We start from the raw sequence: 20,678 nt of genomic DNA, 5'->3' as shown, positions 1-20,678 counted from the left end.
AGGCAGACGCAGGCCATTCGACGCCTCCCGTCATGCATTATGCTGGCAGGAGGCGTTTCGCATATGCGATCATAGGATGATTATCATGGCGCAATCCTATGCAGAAGGAGAGGGAGAAAGCATGGTCGAGCAGGACACGGCACTGAAACTTACTGACGTGGAATTTCGCCGCAACAGGCGCGTGATCCTCACCAAAGTCAATCTGGAAATCAAAAAAGGTGAGAAATGGGTGCTGTTCGGACCCAATGGCATCGGCAAATCCAGTCTGGTACAGATGATGAGCACTCGCGGATTCCCGTCCTGCGGCACCGTCGACATCCTCGGCAACCGATTGGGCAAGGTCAACGTATTCTCCTACCGCAACCGCATCGGACTGAGCTCGGCCGAACTGGGGCGCGCGTTCCCTCCCCAGGAGGATCCGCTCGACGCTATCGTGACCGCGTTGACCGCCATCACCGGCCGTTGGCGTGACACCTACACTGATGAAGATTATGCCAAGGCGCGTTCCCTCATGCGCGAATTCGGTATCGAATACCTCGAAGGCAAGATGATGTTCAAGCTTTCGGAGGGCGAACGTACCCGTGTGCTCATCTGCCGTGCGCTGATGGCTGATCCGGATCTATTGATTCTGGACGAGCCGACCACCGGTCTCGATCTGGGCGGCCGTGAAATCGCGTTGCGCGCGTTGAGCCGTGTCGGCGCGGAGGAATCGGACCGTGCCGTGCTGCTGGTCACGCACCGGCTTGAAGAGATTCCGCAGGGTTTTGACCATGTGGCGATTATGGGTCGCATCACCGGCAACGAGGCGGACGCCTATGCGGACAATGTGGCCGGTAACGATCCGGCTCCGGGCACCATCGTGTATACGGGCGACCTAGAACATGGCTTCACTTCCGAGCGGCTGAGCCAGGTGTTCGGCCTTGATTTGAATGTGACCCATGCGAACGGACGATGGAACGCCTACGCCGTATGATGCCTTCGCCGTTGCGCGTGCGATAGCATGAGTAGTCGAAATCAGCTATGCATGAAGAACATGAAGGAGTGATTGATGCGTCGAGGACCGCTTGAGGCCGGAGAGAAAGTGCAGTTTACGGACCGCAGGTCCAACAAAATCACCGACCAGCTCGTGCCGGGCGGCGTGACGCAGACCTCGCACGGCATCATCCTGCATGATGAGGTGATCGGACGGACGGAGGGCTCCGTAATCGTGACGGTCAGCGCCAAACGTGAGGCGCAGATCAACCAGGACCATCCCGAACGCGACGCCAACAAGCCATGGAAGGGTACGCGTGCCATCGGCGGCTGGGAATTCGCCGTGATGCGTCCGCGGCTGGCCGATTATGTGCTATCCATGCCGCGCGGCGCGCAGATCATGTATCCGAAGGACATTGCGCAGGTAATTCAGCTCGGCGACATCCGTTCCGGCATGAACGTGCTCGAATCCGGTGCGGGCTCGGGCGCCATGAGCATCAATCTGTTGGATGCGGTGGGGGAGGGCGGCAGGCTCACCACCATCGAGATGCGTTCGGAATTCGCGCGTGTGGCCGAAGCCAATGCCACGATCTATTTCGGCGGCCGCCCTGCTTGGTGGGATCTGAAAACCGGCGATTTCGATTCGGTTGCGGCCGGACTGCCGGAGCATTCCTTCGACCGCATCATGCTCGATATGCTCGACCCGTGGAACCGGCTCGAACAGACATACCGCGTGATGGCACCAGGGGGTGTGCTCGTGGCATACGTGACCACCACTACGCAACTGAGCCGCATGGCCGAGGCGTTACGTGACGCGGGCTGTTGGACCGAACCGGACATTCAGGAGACGCTGGAACGCAACTGGAAGGCGCAGGGACTGGCGATTCGTCCCGACCATCAGATGATCGGACATACCGGTTTCCTGATGGTCTCGCGGGCCATGGCCCCTGGATTCCAGGCGTTGCGCAAACGTGACCGTGCCACGAAGGACACGACTACCGACATTGACTCACTGAGTGCCGAGGAACGCGCCGAACAGCTCGAGGATCTCGAGCTACGTGACATCTCCGACCGCAAGCTGCGTAAGGTGTTGCGTGACCTCGACGCGCAGGTGAACGCAATCGACGAATAATGCGCGGGTCTTGCCATGTGTTCTGCGACAATGGAAGATGCGACGGGTACCGTTGTAAGCCTGAACCGAAGATGGGGAGCATGCGACCATGGGAACAAGCCTGAAGAAGGTTGCCAAAAAGGCCAAGGATTACAAGTATGTGTTGATGGTGATGCGTCACGCCAAGACCGAGCCATTTGGCAACGGTGGAGATGCCGGCCGTGAGCTCACCGACAAGGGGCGCAAACAGGCGAAGTCGGTGGCCAAGGGATTGGCGTCCTTCAAGCTGGTTCCGGATCGCATAGCATGTTCCAGTGCGACCCGTGCGCGCCAGACCTGCGACCGTATGCTCAAGGTGTTCGGCGATGACCCGAAGGTCGATTATCGGCAGAGTCTGTACGAAGGCGGCGTGCAATCCGTGTTCGACGAACTTGCGCAAACCAAGGAGAAACGCCGCACATTGCTGATTCTCGGTCATGAGCCGACCGTATCGATCGCATGCCAGTGGATTGCCAGCTCCGAATCCGATCCGACATTGCTCGATCTGTTGAATCTGGGCATGTCCCCAGCCTCGATCGCCGTGTTCGGTGCGGACGAGCCGTTCAACCAATGGCAGCTGCACAGCGGCGAACTCATCGCCCTGCTTACGGCCAAGGATTTCGACTAGGCCCGGGTTCATGGCGGGAGGACGACCATAACGGCTGGCGGGAACGGCTCCCTTACCGCTCTGCTTGGGCAGTGTTTCACGGCGGACACTGTTTTGCACGTGGCTTGTCTTTTCGGACAAGAGACTGGTAAACCGAGTTGGAAGAATCCGGGGTCTCCTGAACGCCATGGCTTCCGTGACATAGCAGTAGGAAGTCGAGCATGTTTGGCGGCGAAGCTGACATATAAGGCTGGCTTATAACGACATTCAAATTTTCCTAATGCCTTATAGCAGGGCATTCTGTGATAGCTTGGGCGGGTTGCATTGTTCATGTCAGATGGAGGATTCATGTCCGCTCTCACTTCCGTCTCCGGTTTTCCGCGCATCGGCCAAAACCGTGAGCTGAAGAAGATCATTGAAGCATATTGGAAGGGCAACGCCGCCCTTGATGAGGTGCGTGCCACCGCCAAGGAGCTGCGCGCCAAGCACTGGAAGTTGCAGCAGGCCGCAGGCGTCGATCTGATTCCCAGCAACGACTTCAGCTACTACGATCAGATGCTTGACACCGCCATTCTGCTGAACGTCATTCCGCAGCGCTACCAGCGTCTCGCCTTCGATAATCCGGAAGAGACCCTGTTCGCGATGGGTCGTGGCTACCAGGGCGACAAGGGCGACGTGACCGCCTTGCCGATGAAGAAGTGGTTTACCACCAACTATCACTATCTTGTGCCGGAAGTCGATGCGGCCACCGATATCAAGCTCAACGGCACCAAGCCGTTCGACGAATTCAATGAAGCCAAGGAGCTTGGCGTCATCACCAAGCCGGTACTTATCGGTCCGTACACCTTCCTTAAGCTCGCCCGCAACCCGCAGGCCGAAGAACTCGAATACGACAAGGGCCTCGTGAACGCGGTTGCCGCGGTCTACGCCGAAATCATCTCCAAGTTCGCGGAGCTTGGCGCGGAATGGGTTCAAATCGACGAACCGTACCTCGTACTCGACAAGGAACCGGGCGACGTGGAACTGTTCAAATCCCTGTATGCCAAGATCCTGCCCGCCCGCGAAGGCAAGATCAAGGTCCTGCTCAACACGTACTTCGGTCACATTGCCGATGTCTATGAAACCGTCAACCTGCTCGGCTTCGACGGCATCGGTCTTGACCTCAACGAAGGCAAGGACGAAAACCTCGCTGCCGTCGAACAGTACGGCGTAGCGGAAGACACCACTCTCTTCGCCGGCGTGGTCAATGGGCGCAACATCTGGCGCAACAACTATGCCGTGAGCCTCGGCCTGGTCGATGCCCTGAAGAAGGTCACCGACAACGTGGCCGTCTCCACCGCCAGTTCCTTGCTGCATGTGCCGTTCAGCACCGAAGGCGAGGACGGTCTCGCCGACGAGGTGCACAGGCATTTCGCCTTCGCCGTCGAAAAACTTGATGAGCTGCACGAAGTTGCCGTGCTCGCCGACGCCAGTGAAGACGAGAAAAAGGCCTCCGCCGAACTCAAGGCCAATCAGGCGCTTTTTGATGGCACCCGCGTCGCCGTCGATCAGGCCGTAGCCGATCGACTCGCCGCACTGAACGCCGACGATTTCGTTCGTCAGCCGGCCCGCGCCGAGCGTCAGAAGGAACAGCGTGAGGCCCTCGGCCTGCCGCTATTGCCGACCACCACCATCGGCTCCTTCCCGCAGACCAAAGAAGTGCGTGCCGAACGTGCCAAGCTGCGTAAGGGCGAAATCACCAAGGCCGAATATGACGACTTCATGAAGTCACAGATCGACGCCTGCATCAGGCATCAGGAGGATCTCGGACTCGACGTGCTCGTCCACGGCGAATTCGAGCGTAACGACATGGTCGAATACTTCGGCCAGAACCTCAACGGATTCCTGTTCACCAAGAATGCCTGGGTGCAGTCCTATGGCACCCGTTGCGTCAAGCCTCCGATCGTGTGGGGCGATGTGTCCCGCGCCAACCCGATCACCGTGGAGTGGAGCTCCTACGCGCAATCCCGCACCGACCACGTGATGAAGGGTATGCTCACCGGCCCGGTGACCATCCTCAACTGGTCCTGGCCGCGCGAGGACATCACCCACGAACAGCAGACCCAGCAGCTCGCGCTCGCCATCCGTGACGAAGTGCTCGATCTTGAGGCTGCCGGTATCAAGGTCATCCAGATCGATGAGGCCGCGTTGCGCGAAAAGTTGCCGTTGCGTAAGACCGACTGGCATAAGAAATACCTCGACTGGGCCATTCCGGCATTCCGTCTGGTGCACTCCGCCGTCAAGCCGACCACACAGATCCACACCCACATGTGCTATTCGGAGTTCAACGACATCATCAAGGACATCGATGCCATGGACGCCGACGTAATCTCCTTCGAAGCCTCTCGAGGCGATCTTGTGGTGCTCGATGCCATTCACGACGCCAACTTCGAAACCGAAGCCGGTCCAGGCGTTTACGATATCCACTCGCCGCGCATCCCGTCCGAACAGGAGATCGAGGAACGAATCCATGAGATCCTCAAGAAGATGGATGTCGAAAAGGTGTGGATCAATCCGGACTGCGGCCTGAAGACCCGCGGCAACGCCGAAACCTGGCCGAGCCTCGAACATCTTGTGACCGCGGCCAAGGCCGTACGCGCCAAGCTCGCCAGGTAAGGTGCAAAGCATCCCATGCATTCACCACTGTTTTCGCTTGAGGTATTCCCGCCGAAGCGAACCTCCCCTGTAGGCACCATCTACGACACATTGGATGGTCTGCAGGGGCTGGATCCCGATTTCATTTCCGTGACCTACGGTACCGGCAGATCATCCGACCGGACGCTCACCGCGCGCATTGCGCATACCGTGAGCGAATACGGCATACCCTGTGTGGCCCACCTGACCGCACAGTACCTCAATAAGGATGATGTCGATCAGGCACTCGACATGTTTGACGAAGCCAAGGTTTCCGGCGTGCTCGCCCTGCGTGGCGATCGCGTGGAAGGTGCCGAACCGGCCGGCGTCTTTGAGCACGCCAGCGATCTGGCTGCCTACATTCGCGAGGAACGTCCGAATCTCAAGATCTACGGAGCCTGCTATCCGGAGAAGCACCCGCAGTCGGCCACGCTGGAAGATGACATCGACAATCTCAAGAAAAAGGTCGATGCCGGCGTCACGCACCTTATCTCGCAGCTGTTCTACGACAATGAGGATTTTCTACGCTTTCTCGACAAGGTGCGTGCGGTCGGAATCGAGATACCGATCGAGGCCGGCATCATGCCGGTGATGAACGCCAAATCCGTGCGTCGCATGGCCGGAATCTGCCAGTCTCGCGTACCGGCGAAGCTGGAAGTCATGCTAGACAGGTGGGGCGGCGACAATGCCGTACTCAAGGAGGCCGGCATCGCCTACGCCTCCGAACAGATCAGCGATCTGGTGGCGCGTGGCGTTGACGGTGTGCACCTGTATACGATGAACCACCCTTGCGTCAGCAGACGTATCTGGTCCAACGTCAAACCATTTTTCGTCTGACGCCAGACGATGCAACAAACACGAGGGGCGGTCGCGAGCATTTCGCGACCGCCCCTACGTCATTGCCGACGCTATATTAAATACCATGGGTTCTATGCAACATACGTTTGGAGTGCGCGAGCTGATTCGTGCCGGACTGCAGGATCTCGACAGAGCACGCGAGCTCCTGCAGGAACTGCAGGACAATGGCGTAAGCGACGATCGGCTGCAATCGTTGATGGCTACGTTGGAACATTCCTGCGACCCCGACGTGGCGCTACGTAATCTTATCGATATCATCAAAGCACTGCAGAGCCAAGGCAGAAGGTTCGACGACATCGTAACGAACGGAGAGGGTCTTACCCGGCTTGTCACCGTGCTCGGCGTTTCCGACGAAATGGGCAAGCTCATGCGCTTCAGGCCCGAACTGGTCGCAGCCGCCGCCAATGACGCTTGCGAAAGCCACCTGTACAATCACGCACAACGGCGCGCGCATGTACTCGAAGCGGTAGGAGCCGACCCGCAGGAATCCGCCATGCCCAAGGCCAGTCTGCCCCTGTCGGAGGCGGCGACGGCATTGCGGCAAACCTATCGCAAGCAACTGGCGGCCATCATGGCACAGGATGCCATGGAAACCGATCCCACCACCATTCAGCCGCGTATCAGCCAGGAACTGTCCGACCTGGCCGACGCGGCGCTCGAAGGCGCGCTCGCCATCGCCCGTAACGAGATTGAGGGCAGCGAGCATGTACGTTTCACCATCATCGGCATGGGTAAGCTCGGCGCGCAGGAGTTGAACTACGTTTCCGATGTGGATCTCATTTACGTGGTCGAACCAGCCGATCCCGATACCAACGGCATGACGCTTAATCGTATCGGCACCAAACTGGCCACTACCCTACAGCGCGTATGCCAGTCGGTGATCATGGGCGTAGCCGAACCGACTCTGTGGCAGATCGACGGTGGATTGCGACCCGAAGGCAAGGACGGTCCGCTCGTTCGCAGACTCGAATCGCACGAGGCATACTACGAGCAGTGGGCGGAGAACTGGGAATTCCAGGCGTTGCTCAAGGCGCGACCCGTCGCGGGCGATCCCGAGCTCGGCAAGGCTTATATGGACATGACCCGGCCGTTCGTATGGACCGCATCCAAACGTGACAACTTCGTCTATGACTGTCAGCAAATGCGCAAACGAGTCGAAGACCTTATCCCGGCACCGCTCAAAGATCGTGAGATCAAGCTTGGTCGCGGAGGTCTGCGTGATGTGGAATTCACCGTGCAGATGCTCCAGCTCGTGCATGGTCGTTCCGACGAATCGCTGCGTACCCGCTCCACCTTGGAATCGTTGCAGGCGCTGGCCGATGGCGGGTACGTGTCGCGCAAGCAGGCAAAAAAACTTTCCTGGGACTATCGCTTCGAACGAGTGATGGAACACCGGCAGCAAATGTGGGCCCTGAAACGCACGCATCTGTTCCCGGATCTTGGCAACGCCGGTCTCGGCGGCATCGAGCGCAAGCGTGACGTCGATGTGGATGCGTTGAACCGGAATCTCGAATTGCGCAGGCTCGCGCGTGCCTTCCACCTGCATCCGGAAGAACTTGTCGACAAATACGACGAGACCCGCCGCGAAGTACGCCACCTGCACATGGACATCTACTATCGCCCGATGTTGCCGATCAATGCCGGCTTGGATGACGAGCAGGTCGAACTGTCGGAGAAGGCCGCACATGAGCGTTTCGAATCCATAGGATTCGCCGACGCCGACGCCGCCATGCGCCACGTCGTAGCGCTTACCGCCGGTATATCCCGTGCCGCAAAGATCAACCGGATCCTGCTCCCGGCTGTGCTGCAGTGGCTTGGAGAAGGACAGAATCCCGACATGGGCCTGCTCAACTGGCGCAAGCTCGAAGAGAACTTCGGCACGGAAAGCGAATACCTCGGATTCCTGCGCGATTCGCCATCCGCGGCGCAACGCCTGTGCCATGTGCTTTCAAATTCCCGGTTTCTCGGCGACGCGCTCAACAAATCGGTCGAATCGGTTACCTGGCTCGGCAACGATGAGGAACTCAAACCCCGTACGCGTGAAAGCCTTGACATTCAGACCAAGGCCGCACTGGAACGTAATGCAGGCAGCATCAACGATTTCGCGAATTCGGTACGTGTCATGCGCAGGCATGAGATCGAACGCATCGGCCTGGCTTGGATGAGCGGCGTGACCGACGACGCGACTTCGTTGGCCGGCATGACCGACGTGTATGACGCCATCATCGAGGCGTCGTTGCGGTGGGCTATCCGCCATCAGCTTGACGAAATGCGGTTTGATGAAGCGCCGGCCGCAATCGCCGTCATCGGCATGGGCCGTTACGGCGGCAGGGAGGTGAATTTCAGCTCCGACGCCGACGTGATCATCATCTACCGTCCGACCGAAGAGGCTGACGATGGTCAAGCCAACCTATTCGCGCGCAAGGTGCAAGAGGATTTGCGTGCCATCCTGCAAGGTCCTACCACCTTCGAGCCGAAGATCGAGCTCGACATGGACCTGCGCCCGGAAGGCAAGAACGGCCCATTGGTACGCTCCTACGCATCGTGCGAGGAGTACTACCGTTCATGGGCCAGCACGTGGGAGCATCAGGCGCTGTTGCGTGCCCGCCATGCCGCCGGTGACGTCGCACTGGCCGAGGATTTTCTTGGCAACATTGCCAATCCGCTGCGCTATCCGAAGACGGATCCGACCGAAACGCAAATCGCCGAAATCCGTAAGCTCAAGGCTCGCATGGAGGCTGAACGCCTACCGCGCGGCGTGCGTAGGGAGCGCCATCTGAAACTTGGCAAAGGCGGTCTGTCCGACGTGGAGTGGACCATTCAGCTATTGCAGCTGCAACATGCGGGGGAGAATGCGAACCTGTGCGTCAACGGCACGTTGGAAGCGCTTGACGAGCTGGAACGTCGCAGGTTGATTGACGCCGGAGATGCCGTCATATTACGCAAGGCGTGGCGCATGTGCACCGCGGCCCGCAACGGCAGTTATCTGTGGAGCGGGCGTGTCAATCAGGCCGACATTTTGCCTGATGACACATACTCACTCGGAGGCATTGCGGTCTATCTGGGCTACGACGCGAACCGCGGTCAGCATTTCGAAAACGATTTGCTTGCCGTAATGCGCAAGAGTCGCGACGTAATGGAGCGACTCTTTTATGGTCGCGCATGACATGCCAGCCACCCAATACCCCTTAAATCGTTATCTGCCCGCCGTGTGAGCGGAAAAACGAGTGACCATATTAATCTGATTCGAGAAACGGCTGTTTTACGACCCTTTTCAAAATCGGACACTCGGATTATTCGTCGCAATGCTCACACGGCGGGCAGATAACGATTTAAGGGGTATGTCGTAGTGTGTCGGAGGGTCAGTGCACGTACATCGACAGCACAATGGCCACCAATGCCACGAAAACCGCGGAGCAGACGGCGAGTATCGCATTGCCGTGTTTGCGTGTACCGAATACCGTTACCAGCGAGATGACGGCGAATACGATGGACACGTCTACGAAAATCGAACAGAAGAATTTGGCCAGTACCGGTTTGCCAAATGCCAGCGGAATGGAAATCACGGCGAATACGATTGCCGTGATTGCGCTTTTGGAAATGGGTTTCTTCGTTGAATTGCTTACGTTGCTCATAAGGACAATACTCCTGCTGCAGTTTGACATTCTATGTATAGGTTCATAGATAAAACATAGGCGCATGGTCATGCGAATACACTGGTGAGTGTCGCCATATTCGGACAGGGAAGATTGTGATGCTACCAGATTCTCGTGTGAAGAAGACCGTTGCTCCTCGCGTGCCCACGCTGAAGAAGCCGTCCGTATTGGCTGAGATGCGTATGGGCGCGGTCGAGCCGGAAGGCTCCTATGACACCATCCGCATTGAAGGGCAACATGCCGCCGATGCAATCTCGGATTGGACGTTGACCACCTTTCTGGACTGCTCTCTGGAAAACCTGACGTTCGAAACGGTGTTGTTCGACCATGCAGCCATCACCAGTACGAGGTTCGCCGGCTGCGGCATGGTGCACTCGTCGTTCGTGAACGCGTCCATATGCTCAAGCACCTTTGAACACTGTCGGTTCGGTGCCTGCGACGCTTGGGATTGTGAGACTCGATCCGTCATATTCACAGGCTGCCGGTTTGGCTATCTTAACTTGCGTGGCGCCAAGTGGCACGACGTGGTCTTTCAGGATTGCGTGATCGACGATTTCGATGCGGCTCATGCGGTGCTGGGACGCATCGCGTTCCCCGGTACCACGATTCATGCCATCAATCTGCAGCATGCCGTGGCCGATGACGTTGATCTACGTGGCGCAGAACTGCAGGAGATTCACGACGTCGCCGGCTTGCGCGGCACCACCATGCTCGTAGACCAGATCTCCCAACTTGCCCAGTCCTTCGCCGCCAGTCTTGGCATCCGACTGGAGGAGCCTGAGGGCTAGGAATCATGAACACGCGGTGAATGGGAGGGTCAGTGGTTCAGGCTATAGTTGGCTAGGTCACTTCGGGTGGCCACCTTCAACTACAAGTTGCATGAAAGGTGAGCCGTTGTCCTCAGTACTCGAACCGGCGACAGAGACGCCGATGGTCGGAAAAAGCGTCATCACTCTTGACGATCTTTCCATTCGTCAGATTCAGGAACTGCTGCACAAGGCGCAGTACATCGATTCCCATCGCAAGGAAGTGGCGCACACCTGTGAAGGCAGGGTGCTTGCCACTTTGTTTTATGAGCCGAGCACGCGTACCCGACTGAGCTTCGAAACCGCCATGTTGCGACTCGGTGGCAAGGTGATCGGTTTTGCCGGCGCCCAGCTCGCCTCCGTGACCAAGGGCGAGACCATTGCCGATACCCTGAAGACCGTTTCCAATTACGTTGATGTGGTCGCCATCCGCCATCCGAAGGAGGGCGCCGCGCTCGTGGCTTCTCGCGCAGCATCCGTGCCGGTCATCAATGCCGGCGATGGCGGGCACATGCACCCGACGCAGACCCTTGCCGACCTAGCCACCCTGCAGTCCCGTTTCGGACGCATCACCAACCTGACCGTCGGATTGTGCGGCGATTTGACGTTCGGTCGCACCGTGCACTCCCTGATCGAAACGCTGTGCCGCTTCGGTAACGTGAACTTCGTACTTATCAGCCCTGACGAGCTCAAGACTCCGCGTTATGTGCTCGACCGTATCGATGCCACCGAATCCTGCTCCTACACGGAGGTCAAGGACCTGGCTTCCGTAATCGGCGACCTTGACGTGCTGTATATGACCCGTGTGCAGAAGGAACGCTTCTTCAACGAGGATGACTACCTGCGTCTGCGTGATACCTATATTCTCGACGAAGCCAAGATGAGCCTCGCCAAGAAGGACATGGCCGTGCTGCATCCGCTGCCGCGAGTCAATGAAATCGCAGTTGAAGTCGATGACGATCCCCGCGCCGCCTACTTCGAGCAGGTCAAGAACGGCATGCTTATGCGTATGGCATTGGAAAGCTCGGTGGTCGGCGACAGACTGCCGGGATACGAACCGCTTGAATCGGAGGAGGTTGCGGCCTGATGGAAGTCACTAGCATTCAGAATGGTATCATCATCGATCACGTGCCTGCCGGCACTGCGCTCAAGGTGCTCGAATACTTGAAAATCGACCCGTCCAAGACCAAACTCGCGTTGATCATGAACACCGACAGCCATATGTATGGTACGAAGGACATCATCAAGATCGAAGATGAGACCGAAGCCGTCAACCTGGATGTGCTTGGCCTCGTGGCCCGCACCGCAACCGTTGGCGTGGTGCGTGGCGGCAAGATCGTCGAAAAGAAGCAGCCGACGCTGCCGGAGCATGTCGTCAACATCATCAAATGCGTGAATCCACGTTGCGTGACCACCACCGAACCGGCCGTGCAGATGTTCCATCTGGTACACTCCGACCGTGCCGAATACCGTTGCGATTACTGCGATGAGGAAGCGAAGTTCTGACCCATGGCCCTCACCCTTCACGACATCAAGGTCTGGAATACCGGCGAAGTCATCGACCTGATCGTTCCTGCCGACACCGACGAGACCGTCGACGCCTCAGCCATGACCATCGCGCCGGGCTTCGAAGACCCGCATGTGCACTTCCGCGATCCCGGGCAGACCTACAAGGAATCGATGGTGTCCGGCTGCACCGCAGCCGCTTCAGGTGGTTACACGAACGTACTCATCATGCCGAACACCGTTCCCGCCATGGATGGCGTGAAGGTCAAGGCCGGTCAGCAGGGCGCTTCCGAGGTGCTTGATGCCGGTTACGACACCGTCATCGATTATCTGCAGCATTACGAAGCGGTCCATGATGTGAAACTGCCGGTCCGCTACGATTTGTGCGTATGTGCGTCCAAGGGTCGTGCCGGCAAGGAGGCTACCGATGTGGCCGACTGGATCGGCTACCTGCCGGGGCATGGCGATGATGGGAAGGACCCCTACCAGCTGGCCCATCCGGTGACCGCCATCAGCGACGACGGTTCCGCCGTCACCCCGGAGATTCTTGACCAGGTATTCACCAATGTCAAGGAGTCCGGTCTGTACCTGATCGAGCATTGCGAACATCACGACACCGGTGCGGTCAACGACGGCCCGGTCTCGCGCAGACTCGGTGTGCCCGGCATCCCGGAGGACACCGAATTGAGAATCGTCGAACGTGACATCGAGATGGCACGCAGAACCGGCGTGCACGTGCATTTCCAGCATGTGAGCACCGCAATCTCATTCGATGCGATTCGCAAAGCCAAGGCCGAGGGGCTGCCGATCACCTGCGAAACCGCGCCGCACTACATTGCACTGTGTGATGAAGCGTTGCTGGAATACGGCACGCTCGCCAAGATGAATCCGCCGCTTCGCTCCGAAGCCGATCGACAGGCCACCATTGCGGCCGTGGCCGACGGCACGGTCGATCTTTTGGCCACCGATCACGCGCCGCACACCATGGAAGAGAAGGAACTCGGCTTCCTCGACGCCCCCAACGGCATCATCGGCCTCGAGTGCGCCTATGGCGTGTGCCATAAGGTGCTCGTCGACGGCGGTCACATTTCCGATGAGCGACTCATCGAACTCATGGCGACCGGTCCGGCAACGCTCATGGGCCACGAGAACACCGACATGACCGTGTTGCTCGACGAGAACGCCGATGCGGTTCCCGGTGATTCCAACACCAAGCGAGTGCTTGACCTCGGTAAGGTCACGCACCCCGAAAATGTAGACTTGGTGGTGCTCGACACCACCGAGGAATGGATCGTCGACCCGGAGAAGTTCCATTCCTCGGCACGCAATACCCCATTTGGCGGATGGCATGTCACCGGCCGTCCGCTGGCTACCGTCATCGGCTCGAAGCTGGCCTTCAGCCGCATCAACAAGGAGGATTGATGGACCGTCTGATCGAAGCAATCGAATCCAAGCAGAATCCGAGCGTCGTCGGACTGGACCCGACCGAAGCCCTCGTGCCGGCACAGATTGTGTCGGACTTCGCCGACGAAATCGCCGAACAGGTCGAAGATCCCGCAGAGGCGCCCGCTGCTCAGCTGTCCGTCGCCTTCTTCGAATTCAACCGTGCCGTCATCGACGCCGTGGCCGACATCGTGCCGGCCGTCAAGCCGCAGATCGCCATGTATGAGGCTCTCGGTCCGGCAGGCATCGACGCCTACACCATGACTTGCGAGTATGCCAAGCAGCAGGGCCTGTACGTGCTCGGCGACGTCAAACGTGGCGACATCGGCTCCACTGCGGCTGCATACGCGCACCATCTGAGCGGCGTGGCGGAGCAGGGAACCGTCTTCGATCCATGGCATGAGGACGCCGTGACCGTGAACCCATATCTTGGCACCGACGGCATCACCCCATTCGTCGATGCGGCCGCCGCCACCGACAAGGACATCTTCGTACTGGTACGCACCTCCAACCCGTCCAGCAGCGAATTGCAGGAATTGGAGCTTGCCTCCGGCGAACGCGTGTACGAACACGTCGCCGACCTGATCGAAGGCTGGGGTGCCGAAACCATCGGCAGGAACGGCTATTCCCGAGTCGGAGCCGTGGTCGGCGCCACGCATCCGGAGGAGGGCAAGGCACTGCGCGCCCGCATGCCGCACACCTTCTTCCTGGTGCCGGGATATGGAGCCCAGGGCGGCACCGCACAGGGCGTGGCCGGCATGTTCGACAAGGACGGTTCCGGGGCACTGGTCAACTCGTCCCGTGGCATTATCGGCGCATGGATGAAGTCCGGCAAGTATTCCGACGGCATGAGCGCCGAATCCGCGCTTGAACTGGTCGCCGAATCGGCCCGCGAAGCCGCCAAGGACATGCGCGACAATCTGCGCGCGGTCCTACCATGAGTCCGGGCGAGCCGGGCCAAATATCGTAATTTTTCAAGCCAAATCACCGAACGCAACAGAGAGGGAGTCCATGACCACCGCAACAACGTTCGCTCCGACCGTCGCCGAGGCGACTGAGGCCGGCTTCTTTCCAAGCCGCCACGAGGTCGAGATCGTTGATAACCGGGAACTGACCGACGGCGTCTATCGCCTGACCTTCCGAGACGAATACATCGCCAGCCATGCCAAGCCGGCGCAGTTCGTCGATGTGTATTCCAATGATCCGACCAGGCTCATGCCGCGTCCGTTCGGCGTGGCCGAGGTCAACGGCGACGAAGTAAGCCTGATGTTTGCCGTGGTAGGCAAGGGCACCGCTGAATTCGCGGAGTTGCAAGCCGGAGACGCCGTGCGCGTGATGGGGCCCTTGGGCAACTCGTTCAAGACCAAGGAGCCGGCCAATTACGTATTGGTCGCCGGCGGTCTCGGCGTACCGCCGCTAGTACGGGCCGCACAGGCCATCGCCGGCATGCAGGGCGCGACAAGCACTGCCGTATTCGGCTACCGCAACGTGCATTTCGGCGACGAATACGTGGGCAGATATGCCGATTCGGTGTACAGCGTCGATGAGTCCGAAGGCAACGTCATCACCTTGCTTGACCGAATTTCGGATGAACTCATGAACGGGGAACTGAAGCCGGTCATCCTTTCCTGCGGACCACTGCCGATGATGAAGGCCGTGGCGGCGTGGGCGGCCAAGCGCGGCATCGAATGCCAGCTGAGTCTCGAGCAGCGCATGGGCTGTGGATACGGTACGTGCGTGCTGTGCACGGTCGACACGTTGGACGGACGACTGAAAGTATGCTCCGATGGACCGGTGTTCACACGCGAACGTTTGGGATGGGGTGAGTGAAGGCATGACGACTGACAACATGCAGCACGGCAATCTGTACGAACGATACGAGTGGAAGCACCCCACCCAGGTGGCGGGCGTTCCATGGAAGAATCCGGTCGCCACCGCTTCCGGCACGTTCCAATACGCGGCTGTGCGTTGGTTCTATGATGTGAGCCAGCTTGGGGCGGTCACCACCAAGGGCGTCTCTCCGGTGCCATGGGAGGGCAATCCGGGCATCCGCACCGCCGAAGGCCCGTCCAGCAACATCAATGCGGTCGGTCTGCAGAATCCGGGCGTCGACCACTATCTGGAGGATGACCTGCCTAAACTGAAGGCCATCAACGCGAATGTCATTGCCAATGTGGCAGGCCACTGCGATGACGATTATGCTGAAGTCGTGGCCAAGCTCAACGATTCACCAGCCGACATGCTGGAAATCAACGTGAGTTGCCCGAACGTATCCGCCGGCGGCATGAGCGTGGGCACCGATCCGGTGGCGTTGAGCCGTCTGATTACTCGCCTGCGCAAGATCACCGATAAGAAGATGATCGTCAAGCTCACTCCGAACGTCACCGACATCACCGTTCCGGCACGTGCGGCCGTGGAAAGCGGTGCCGACGCGCTGAGCCTGATCAACACATTGCTCGGCATGCGTATCAACATTCGTACTGGCGAGCCGATCATCACGCATGTGACCGGCGGAGTGTCCGGTCCGGCCGTATTGCCGGTGGGTCTTGCCGCCGTGTGGCGCGTGCGCACTGCGTTGCCTGAGGTTCCGATTATCGGCATCGGTGGCATTGATTCCGGCGAAAAGGCGCTTGAATATCTGTATGCAGGCGCCAACGCCGTGGAAGTCGGTGCGGCCGCATTGTTCGAGCCGACCGCGCCTCTGCGTGTGGCCCGCGAACTTGACGCCCTGCTTGACACACGTCCGGAACTGGCTGACAAGCTCGCCAAGGGCGAAACCTGGCGCTAACGACCATTCATCGCATGAAGGAGTGACTATGGAATCCCTTGACCACCGTTTTACCGAATTCCTGCTGGAGTCGCAGGCGTTGAAGTTCGGTGAATTCACATTGAAGTCCGGCCGCAAGTCCCCGTACTTCATCAACGCCGGCGCCTTCAACGACGGCAGGAAAATCGCGACACTCGGCGCATTCTATGCTGAAAAGATCGCAGCCGAAATCGAAGCCGGCAACCTGCCGGAAGACATCGACACCGTATTCGGTCCGGCATATAAGGGCATTCCGCTGGGCGTCTCCACCGCCATCGCCCTGACGGCCGGGCACGGCATGGAAGTCGGCTACACGTTCGACCGCAAAGAGAAGAAGGATCACGGCGACGGCGGCATGATGGTCGGCACCCAACTGACCGACGGCATGAAGGTGCTGCTCGTCGATGACGTGATGACCGCAGGCACCGCGGTACGCGAGGTCATTCCGAAGCTTAAGGCCGAAGCGAACGTCGAAGTCGTGGGCTTGGTGCTGTCCGTGGACCGTATGGAGAAGACCAAGGACTCCGACACTTCCGCAGTGAAAGCCGTCGAAGCGGAATTCGGTTTCCCGGTGTTCGCCATCGCCAACGTGAAAGAGATCTTCGAAGCCGGCCAGCACATCGAGACCGCAGACGGCGCCCCGTATGTCACGCCGGAGATCAAGGCCACCGCCGACTCCTATCTCGAACGGTATGGCGCCTGACCGCTCGATACTTGCCGAATATGGAAGATCCTCCTTCACGATGAAGGAGGATCTTTGTTAATCAATGAGATTGTATCCGTGGTCGGCGACGACCGACTTGAGCTTTTCAAGATAGTTTTCAGCCGCTTTCGACAGCTTCGCACGCTCGTTGGTGATCCAGCCGACCAGCATCGTCTCGTCGGTGTCGAGCGGCACGGTCACGATCTTCTCGTTGTTGAGGTCACCGTTGTCGATGCCGGTGCACACCGTGTAACCATTCAGACCGATGATGAAGTTCAGGATCGTGGCACGATCGGTCACGTTGATCTGCTTGGGGGAGTATTCCGGCCAGACCGCTTCCTCGGCGAAGAAGAAGCTGCCTTCCTCGCCCTGCTCGTATTGAATGAACGGGAACGGCTTCAGGTCTTCCATCGTGACCTTCTTCTTGCCGGCCAGCGGATTGCTGCGTGAGATGAATACATGCAGCGGCGCGCGGAACAACGGATGGAACTCAAGATGCTTCTCGCGCAACATCTTGCCGATGACGTCCTTGTTGAAGTCGGACAGGTAGATGATGCCGATCTCCGACAGCATGTTGGCGACCTGGTTGATGATGTCCTTCGTGCGGGTCTCGCGGATCGTGAACTCGTATTCATCGGACTTAATGGAACTGATCATCTCCACGAACGCCTCGACGGCGAACATGTAATGCTGCGTGGATACGGAGCACAACTGCTTGCGTGGCTTCGCGTTCTTATAGCGCTCCTCCAGCAGGGAAGCCTGATCGAGCACCTGACGAGCGTAGGTGAGGAATTCCGCGCCATCCACGGTCAACGCGATTCCTTGGGACGAGCGGGTGAAGATCTCGATGCCCAGCTCGTTCTCGAGTTCCTTCACCGAGGAACTCAACGCCGGCTGCGACACGTACAGCTCGTGCGAGGCTTCGTTCATGGAGCCGCATTCGACGATTTTGACGATGTACTTCAACTGTAGGAGAGTCATAACACCCATTTATAGCAGCGGCCATTTACGAAAGAGCAGTTTATAACGTTCGGTTTCTGCATTGTGGACGGATGCATTCCGCCATCGGCATATCGCGACCATGGCGGAATGACTATGCCCGGACGATCAGATCCGCACTCCCAAAGATGCAAGGTCCTTGCGAGCCTGTTCGGCATCGACGAAGCGGAAGGCGTGGATGCCCACCTTGCCGGCTCCGTCCACGTTCTTCGCGGTGTCATCGAAGAATACCGACCTTTCGGCTTCGATGCCAAAACGTTGCAGTGCCAGCTCGTAGAAATCGGCGTTGGGCTTGAACATCTTCTCCTCGCCCGACACGACCGTGCCGTCGAGAATTTCCGTAAGCTGCGGAAACTTCTCGAAGGCGAAATGAATGGTCTCGTACGACCAGTTCGTAAGCCCCCATACGCCATAACCGGCGGCTTTCAGGTCGCATAGCAGCCGTTCCGAGCCGGGCAGCAGGCGAACCAGGGAATCGTCGTAACGCGTGATGTAATCCTCGAAAATATCGGCAATCTCCTTGCCGTGGTCCTGCTCGACGCTTGGTAGCACCTCAGCTAGGGAAGCGCCATGGTCCATGCGGTCCTCATAGTCAAAGAAGCCGAACTCGTCGTCATCCGAGCAGATGCGATCCACCAGCTCCTGCGGGTAATGTCCTTCCAGCCCCGCGCGAGACTGCCAATCGACCACGACTCCGCAGAAATCGAAAATGACGTCGGTGATGGCGGGGACTGCATTGACCATGGGGAACCTTCCTCGTAAAGCGTGTATCTGCTGTTCGTCAGTGTAGCGTAACGGGGTGGCGTAAACGGAATGCTGGAAGCAGGGGGTTATCGCCGTGCCGCATTGACGAACTCGGAGAAGATGGCACGGCTGCGCGCATCGACGTTGTGCAAAAATTCCGGATGCCACTGCACCGCCCACAGGAATCGGGATTCCGGCCGGTATACGGCTTCCGTGATGCCGTCCGTGGCCGTCGCCATGACCTTCAGCGTCGGTGCGACGGTCCGTACGGCCTGATGATGGTAACTGTTGACGGCGATCGACCAGTTGCCGTCGTCGTTGCGTTTCATGGTTGACTCGTCGACCCGCGATTGCGGCATGCCATTGAGCATATCGTCCAGCGGCGTGCCCGGTTCCACGGTCACGTCATGGCCGAATGCATCGTATGGGGGCTTCATCATATGATGCTTCACATCGCTCGGATGTTCGCTCGGCAGATCACGCCACAGCGTGCCTCCAAGGCAGGCGTTGATCAGCTGAATGCCGCGGCAGATCCCTAACACCGGTTTGTCGAGCCGGATCATCGTGTCAAGCAGCGGTGGCTCCATCGCATCACGTTCGGCGCTCAGTTCCGGCTTCGTCGCCTGATATTCGGGTGTGACCTTCTCGCCGTAGAGCGTTGGATTCACGTCCTGCCCGCCGGTGAACAGGATGCCGTCGCACATATCGGCCAACTGGCGGATTTCATGGTCATCGGAGGTTAGCGGCAGCATGATCGGCAGCCCGCCTGCCTCCTCGATGCCGTCCATGTATCCGGGTAACAGCCACAGGCTGTCCCGTTCGTAATCGAACAGGGGAGTGATGCCGATGATCGGACGGCTTTTCATGAATGCCACCTTTCCCGTAGTTGAACCCTACGACCCTACTGATGGAACGACAGCATAGTTTCCCGATATTTCACGATTGTGCGGTGTGCATTGCGGGGATGTCAAGTATTCAACCGACGGTTTCAACGCAGTATGTCCACGGGGGCGATGGATTTGCTGCGTTCGATGATGCCTGAGATGGTTTCCGGCGATTCCTGGCAGCCGCGGCGTAGCCACAACCACAATATGGACGAAGTGGATGAGACGAGGATCTCCATGGCGTATTCCCCGGGGATGCCCGGTGTGTCATCCGGTGCCTTTCGCAGTCGTGACACCTGCCCGAGCAGCAGTTGCTTGATGACGTCCTTGACGCGCTCGTACAGCTGCATGTCGTTGCCGCTGCTGGAGATGGCGTCGAAGAACGCATAGTCTCGTTTGAGATAGCGCATGGCGGATACGAGGTTGCGGGATTTAATGATGTCTTCGACATCGAGCGGCTCGTTGTCATCGTCTGATTCCGGGATGAGTATTGCGGCCAGATCTGCGATGACGTCGTCGAGCAGCTGGTCGCGCAGGTCGAATTTGTCGACATAGTGCATGTAGAAGGTGCCGCGATTGATGTCCGCCTCGCGAGCCAGGTCGCTGACGGTCATCGCGTCGAAGCCTTTGTTCTTGACGAGCGTGGTGAACGCCGCTTTGATTTTCGCTTCCGTTTTGGTTTGTCGTTGTCGTACCATGCCTGCCAGTTTAAATCAACATGTTGTGCATTCCAGTAGTAGTCAACAGTTTTCCATAAAGCGTCTAAACTGAACGGTTTCAGGGGAAATGATCATTGTTCTGTTCATGTCGGGAAAGATACAATCATGCGGAAATTAAATCAACATGTTGTCTATTGATGGAGGCGATACGT

At 58.4% G+C, this 20,678-nt stretch carries 19 protein-coding genes; 14 read left to right on the top strand and 5 right to left on the bottom strand.

From position 1 onward, the window contains the following. The first annotated feature begins 121 nt into the window (after positions 1–121). The 6 genes from HMPREF1494_RS00220 to HMPREF1494_RS00195 all read left to right on the top strand — a co-directional run bounded on the left by HMPREF1494_RS00220 (position 122) and on the right by HMPREF1494_RS00195 (position 9,426). Entirely contained in the window at positions 122–973 is an 852-nt protein-coding gene (locus tag HMPREF1494_RS00220; RefSeq protein WP_228369760.1) for an ABC transporter ATP-binding protein, read from the top strand. A gap of 75 nt (positions 974–1,048) precedes the next feature. Continuing rightward, positions 1,049–2,104, top strand: a complete 1,056-nt coding sequence (locus tag HMPREF1494_RS00215; RefSeq protein WP_034518182.1) for a tRNA (adenine-N1)-methyltransferase — start codon at positions 1,049–1,051, stop codon at positions 2,102–2,104. 88 nt (positions 2,105–2,192) lie between these two features. Continuing rightward, entirely contained in the window at positions 2,193–2,750 is a 558-nt protein-coding gene (locus HMPREF1494_RS00210; RefSeq protein ID WP_003841834.1) for a SixA phosphatase family protein, read from the top strand. Between the two features lie 327 nt (positions 2,751–3,077). After that, positions 3,078–5,384, top strand: a complete 2,307-nt coding sequence (gene metE / locus HMPREF1494_RS00205) for a 5-methyltetrahydropteroyltriglutamate--homocysteine S-methyltransferase (protein ID WP_034518179.1) — start codon at positions 3,078–3,080, stop codon at positions 5,382–5,384. 15 nt (positions 5,385–5,399) lie between these two features. Further along, positions 5,400–6,239 carry a methylenetetrahydrofolate reductase [NAD(P)H] gene (metF, locus tag HMPREF1494_RS00200; protein ID WP_034518177.1) on the top strand — a complete coding sequence of 280 codons (840 nt, stop codon included), beginning with the start codon at positions 5,400–5,402 and terminating at the stop codon, positions 6,237–6,239. 94 nt (positions 6,240–6,333) lie between these two features. After that, on the top strand, positions 6,334–9,426 hold the full coding sequence (locus HMPREF1494_RS00195) for a bifunctional [glutamine synthetase] adenylyltransferase/[glutamine synthetase]-adenylyl-L-tyrosine phosphorylase (protein WP_034518174.1): 3,093 nt from the start codon (positions 6,334–6,336) through the stop codon (positions 9,424–9,426). Positions 9,427–9,622: 196 nt separating this feature from the next. On the opposite strand, the gene HMPREF1494_RS11545 is transcribed toward HMPREF1494_RS00195, so the two are convergent. Then, complete coding sequence (locus HMPREF1494_RS11545; RefSeq protein ID WP_012902130.1) at positions 9,623–9,895, bottom strand: hypothetical protein; 273 nt, start codon at positions 9,893–9,895, stop codon at positions 9,623–9,625. A 119-nt stretch (positions 9,896–10,014) separates the two neighbouring features. On the opposite strand from HMPREF1494_RS11545, the gene HMPREF1494_RS00185 reads away from it, so the two are divergent. From HMPREF1494_RS00185 to pyrE, 8 genes are all read left to right on the top strand, one after another. After that, positions 10,015–10,704 carry a pentapeptide repeat-containing protein gene (locus HMPREF1494_RS00185; RefSeq protein WP_003841829.1) on the top strand — a complete coding sequence of 230 codons (690 nt, stop codon included), beginning with the start codon at positions 10,015–10,017 and terminating at the stop codon, positions 10,702–10,704. 142 nt (positions 10,705–10,846) lie between these two features. After that, entirely contained in the window at positions 10,847–11,809 is a 963-nt protein-coding gene (pyrB, locus tag HMPREF1494_RS00180) for an aspartate carbamoyltransferase (protein WP_171843632.1), read from the top strand. After that, positions 11,809–12,228: an aspartate carbamoyltransferase regulatory subunit gene (locus HMPREF1494_RS00175; RefSeq protein WP_003840238.1), complete on the top strand. Its 420-nt coding sequence runs from the start codon at positions 11,809–11,811 to the stop codon at positions 12,226–12,228. Before pyrB ends, HMPREF1494_RS00175 begins: the two co-directional genes overlap by 1 nt. A 3-nt stretch (positions 12,229–12,231) precedes the next feature. Next, positions 12,232–13,650 (top strand): dihydroorotase, encoded by a 1,419-nt coding sequence (locus tag HMPREF1494_RS00170; protein WP_034518154.1) that lies wholly within the window; start codon positions 12,232–12,234, stop codon positions 13,648–13,650. Further along, the gene (pyrF, locus tag HMPREF1494_RS00165) at positions 13,650–14,612 is read left to right on the top strand and encodes an orotidine-5'-phosphate decarboxylase (RefSeq protein ID WP_003840236.1); all 963 of its coding nucleotides are present in this window, start codon (positions 13,650–13,652) and stop codon (positions 14,610–14,612) included. Before HMPREF1494_RS00170 ends, pyrF begins: the two co-directional genes overlap by 1 nt. Before the next feature lie 70 nt (positions 14,613–14,682). Continuing rightward, a complete protein-coding gene (locus HMPREF1494_RS00160; RefSeq protein ID WP_034518151.1) occupies positions 14,683–15,501 on the top strand; it encodes a dihydroorotate dehydrogenase electron transfer subunit in 819 nt (272 codons plus the stop codon). Positions 15,502–15,505: 4 nt separating this feature from the next. Continuing rightward, positions 15,506–16,459 carry a dihydroorotate dehydrogenase gene (locus HMPREF1494_RS00155; protein ID WP_034518148.1) on the top strand — a complete coding sequence of 318 codons (954 nt, stop codon included), beginning with the start codon at positions 15,506–15,508 and terminating at the stop codon, positions 16,457–16,459. A gap of 28 nt (positions 16,460–16,487) precedes the next feature. Continuing rightward, positions 16,488–17,180 (top strand): orotate phosphoribosyltransferase, encoded by a 693-nt coding sequence (pyrE, locus tag HMPREF1494_RS00150; protein ID WP_034518145.1) that lies wholly within the window; start codon positions 16,488–16,490, stop codon positions 17,178–17,180. 57 nt (positions 17,181–17,237) lie between these two features. On the opposite strand, the gene HMPREF1494_RS00145 is transcribed toward pyrE, so the two are convergent. From HMPREF1494_RS00145 to HMPREF1494_RS00130, 4 genes are all read right to left on the bottom strand, one after another. Continuing rightward, positions 17,238–18,161: a LysR family transcriptional regulator gene (locus HMPREF1494_RS00145; RefSeq protein ID WP_034257241.1), complete on the bottom strand. Its 924-nt coding sequence runs from the start codon at positions 18,159–18,161 to the stop codon at positions 17,238–17,240. 126 nt (positions 18,162–18,287) lie between these two features. Next, the gene (locus tag HMPREF1494_RS00140; RefSeq protein WP_034518141.1) at positions 18,288–18,923 is read right to left on the bottom strand and encodes an HAD family hydrolase; all 636 of its coding nucleotides are present in this window, start codon (positions 18,921–18,923) and stop codon (positions 18,288–18,290) included. Between the two features lie 86 nt (positions 18,924–19,009). Next, positions 19,010–19,789, bottom strand: a complete 780-nt coding sequence (locus tag HMPREF1494_RS00135) for a gamma-glutamyl-gamma-aminobutyrate hydrolase family protein (protein WP_034518137.1) — start codon at positions 19,787–19,789, stop codon at positions 19,010–19,012. Positions 19,790–19,911: 122 nt separating this feature from the next. Continuing rightward, on the bottom strand, positions 19,912–20,505 hold the full coding sequence (locus HMPREF1494_RS00130; protein WP_003840229.1) for a TetR/AcrR family transcriptional regulator: 594 nt from the start codon (positions 20,503–20,505) through the stop codon (positions 19,912–19,914). Between the last annotated feature and the right edge of the window lie 173 nt (positions 20,506–20,678).

It is taken from the genome of Bifidobacterium sp. MSTE12, assembly GCF_000513015.1.
GTDB classification, from domain to species: Bacteria; Actinomycetota; Actinomycetes; order Actinomycetales; family Bifidobacteriaceae; genus Bifidobacterium; species Bifidobacterium dentium.
The sequence above is the reverse complement of the archived record's forward strand: the minus strand, read 5'-3'. Positions and strand labels throughout refer to the sequence as shown.

Excerpts from the sequence above, each read along its gene's own strand:
- HMPREF1494_RS00220 (WP_228369760.1), top strand. The coding sequence starts at position 122 with ATGGTCGAGCAGGACACGGCACTGAAACTTACTGACGTGGAATTTCGC.
- HMPREF1494_RS00215 (WP_034518182.1), top strand. The coding sequence starts at position 1,049 with ATGCGTCGAGGACCGCTTGAGGCCGGAGAGAAAGTGCAGTTTACGGAC.
- HMPREF1494_RS00210 (WP_003841834.1), top strand. The coding sequence starts at position 2,193 with ATGGGAACAAGCCTGAAGAAGGTTGCCAAAAAGGCCAAGGATTACAAG.
- metE (WP_034518179.1), top strand. The coding sequence starts at position 3,078 with ATGTCCGCTCTCACTTCCGTCTCCGGTTTTCCGCGCATCGGCCAAAAC.
- metF (WP_034518177.1), top strand. The coding sequence starts at position 5,400 with ATGCATTCACCACTGTTTTCGCTTGAGGTATTCCCGCCGAAGCGAACC.
- HMPREF1494_RS00195 (WP_034518174.1), top strand. The coding sequence starts at position 6,334 with ATGCAACATACGTTTGGAGTGCGCGAGCTGATTCGTGCCGGACTGCAG.
- HMPREF1494_RS11545 (WP_012902130.1), bottom strand. The coding sequence starts at position 9,895 with ATGAGCAACGTAAGCAATTCAACGAAGAAACCCATTTCCAAAAGCGCA.
- HMPREF1494_RS00185 (WP_003841829.1), top strand. The coding sequence starts at position 10,015 with ATGCTACCAGATTCTCGTGTGAAGAAGACCGTTGCTCCTCGCGTGCCC.
- pyrB (WP_171843632.1), top strand. The coding sequence starts at position 10,847 with ATGGTCGGAAAAAGCGTCATCACTCTTGACGATCTTTCCATTCGTCAG.
- HMPREF1494_RS00175 (WP_003840238.1), top strand. The coding sequence starts at position 11,809 with ATGGAAGTCACTAGCATTCAGAATGGTATCATCATCGATCACGTGCCT.
- HMPREF1494_RS00170 (WP_034518154.1), top strand. The coding sequence starts at position 12,232 with ATGGCCCTCACCCTTCACGACATCAAGGTCTGGAATACCGGCGAAGTC.
- pyrF (WP_003840236.1), top strand. The coding sequence starts at position 13,650 with ATGGACCGTCTGATCGAAGCAATCGAATCCAAGCAGAATCCGAGCGTC.
- HMPREF1494_RS00160 (WP_034518151.1), top strand. The coding sequence starts at position 14,683 with ATGACCACCGCAACAACGTTCGCTCCGACCGTCGCCGAGGCGACTGAG.
- HMPREF1494_RS00155 (WP_034518148.1), top strand. The coding sequence starts at position 15,506 with ATGACGACTGACAACATGCAGCACGGCAATCTGTACGAACGATACGAG.
- pyrE (WP_034518145.1), top strand. The coding sequence starts at position 16,488 with ATGGAATCCCTTGACCACCGTTTTACCGAATTCCTGCTGGAGTCGCAG.
- HMPREF1494_RS00145 (WP_034257241.1), bottom strand. The coding sequence starts at position 18,161 with ATGACTCTCCTACAGTTGAAGTACATCGTCAAAATCGTCGAATGCGGC.
- HMPREF1494_RS00140 (WP_034518141.1), bottom strand. The coding sequence starts at position 18,923 with ATGGTCAATGCAGTCCCCGCCATCACCGACGTCATTTTCGATTTCTGC.
- HMPREF1494_RS00135 (WP_034518137.1), bottom strand. The coding sequence starts at position 19,789 with ATGAAAAGCCGTCCGATCATCGGCATCACTCCCCTGTTCGATTACGAA.
- HMPREF1494_RS00130 (WP_003840229.1), bottom strand. The coding sequence starts at position 20,505 with ATGGTACGACAACGACAAACCAAAACGGAAGCGAAAATCAAAGCGGCG.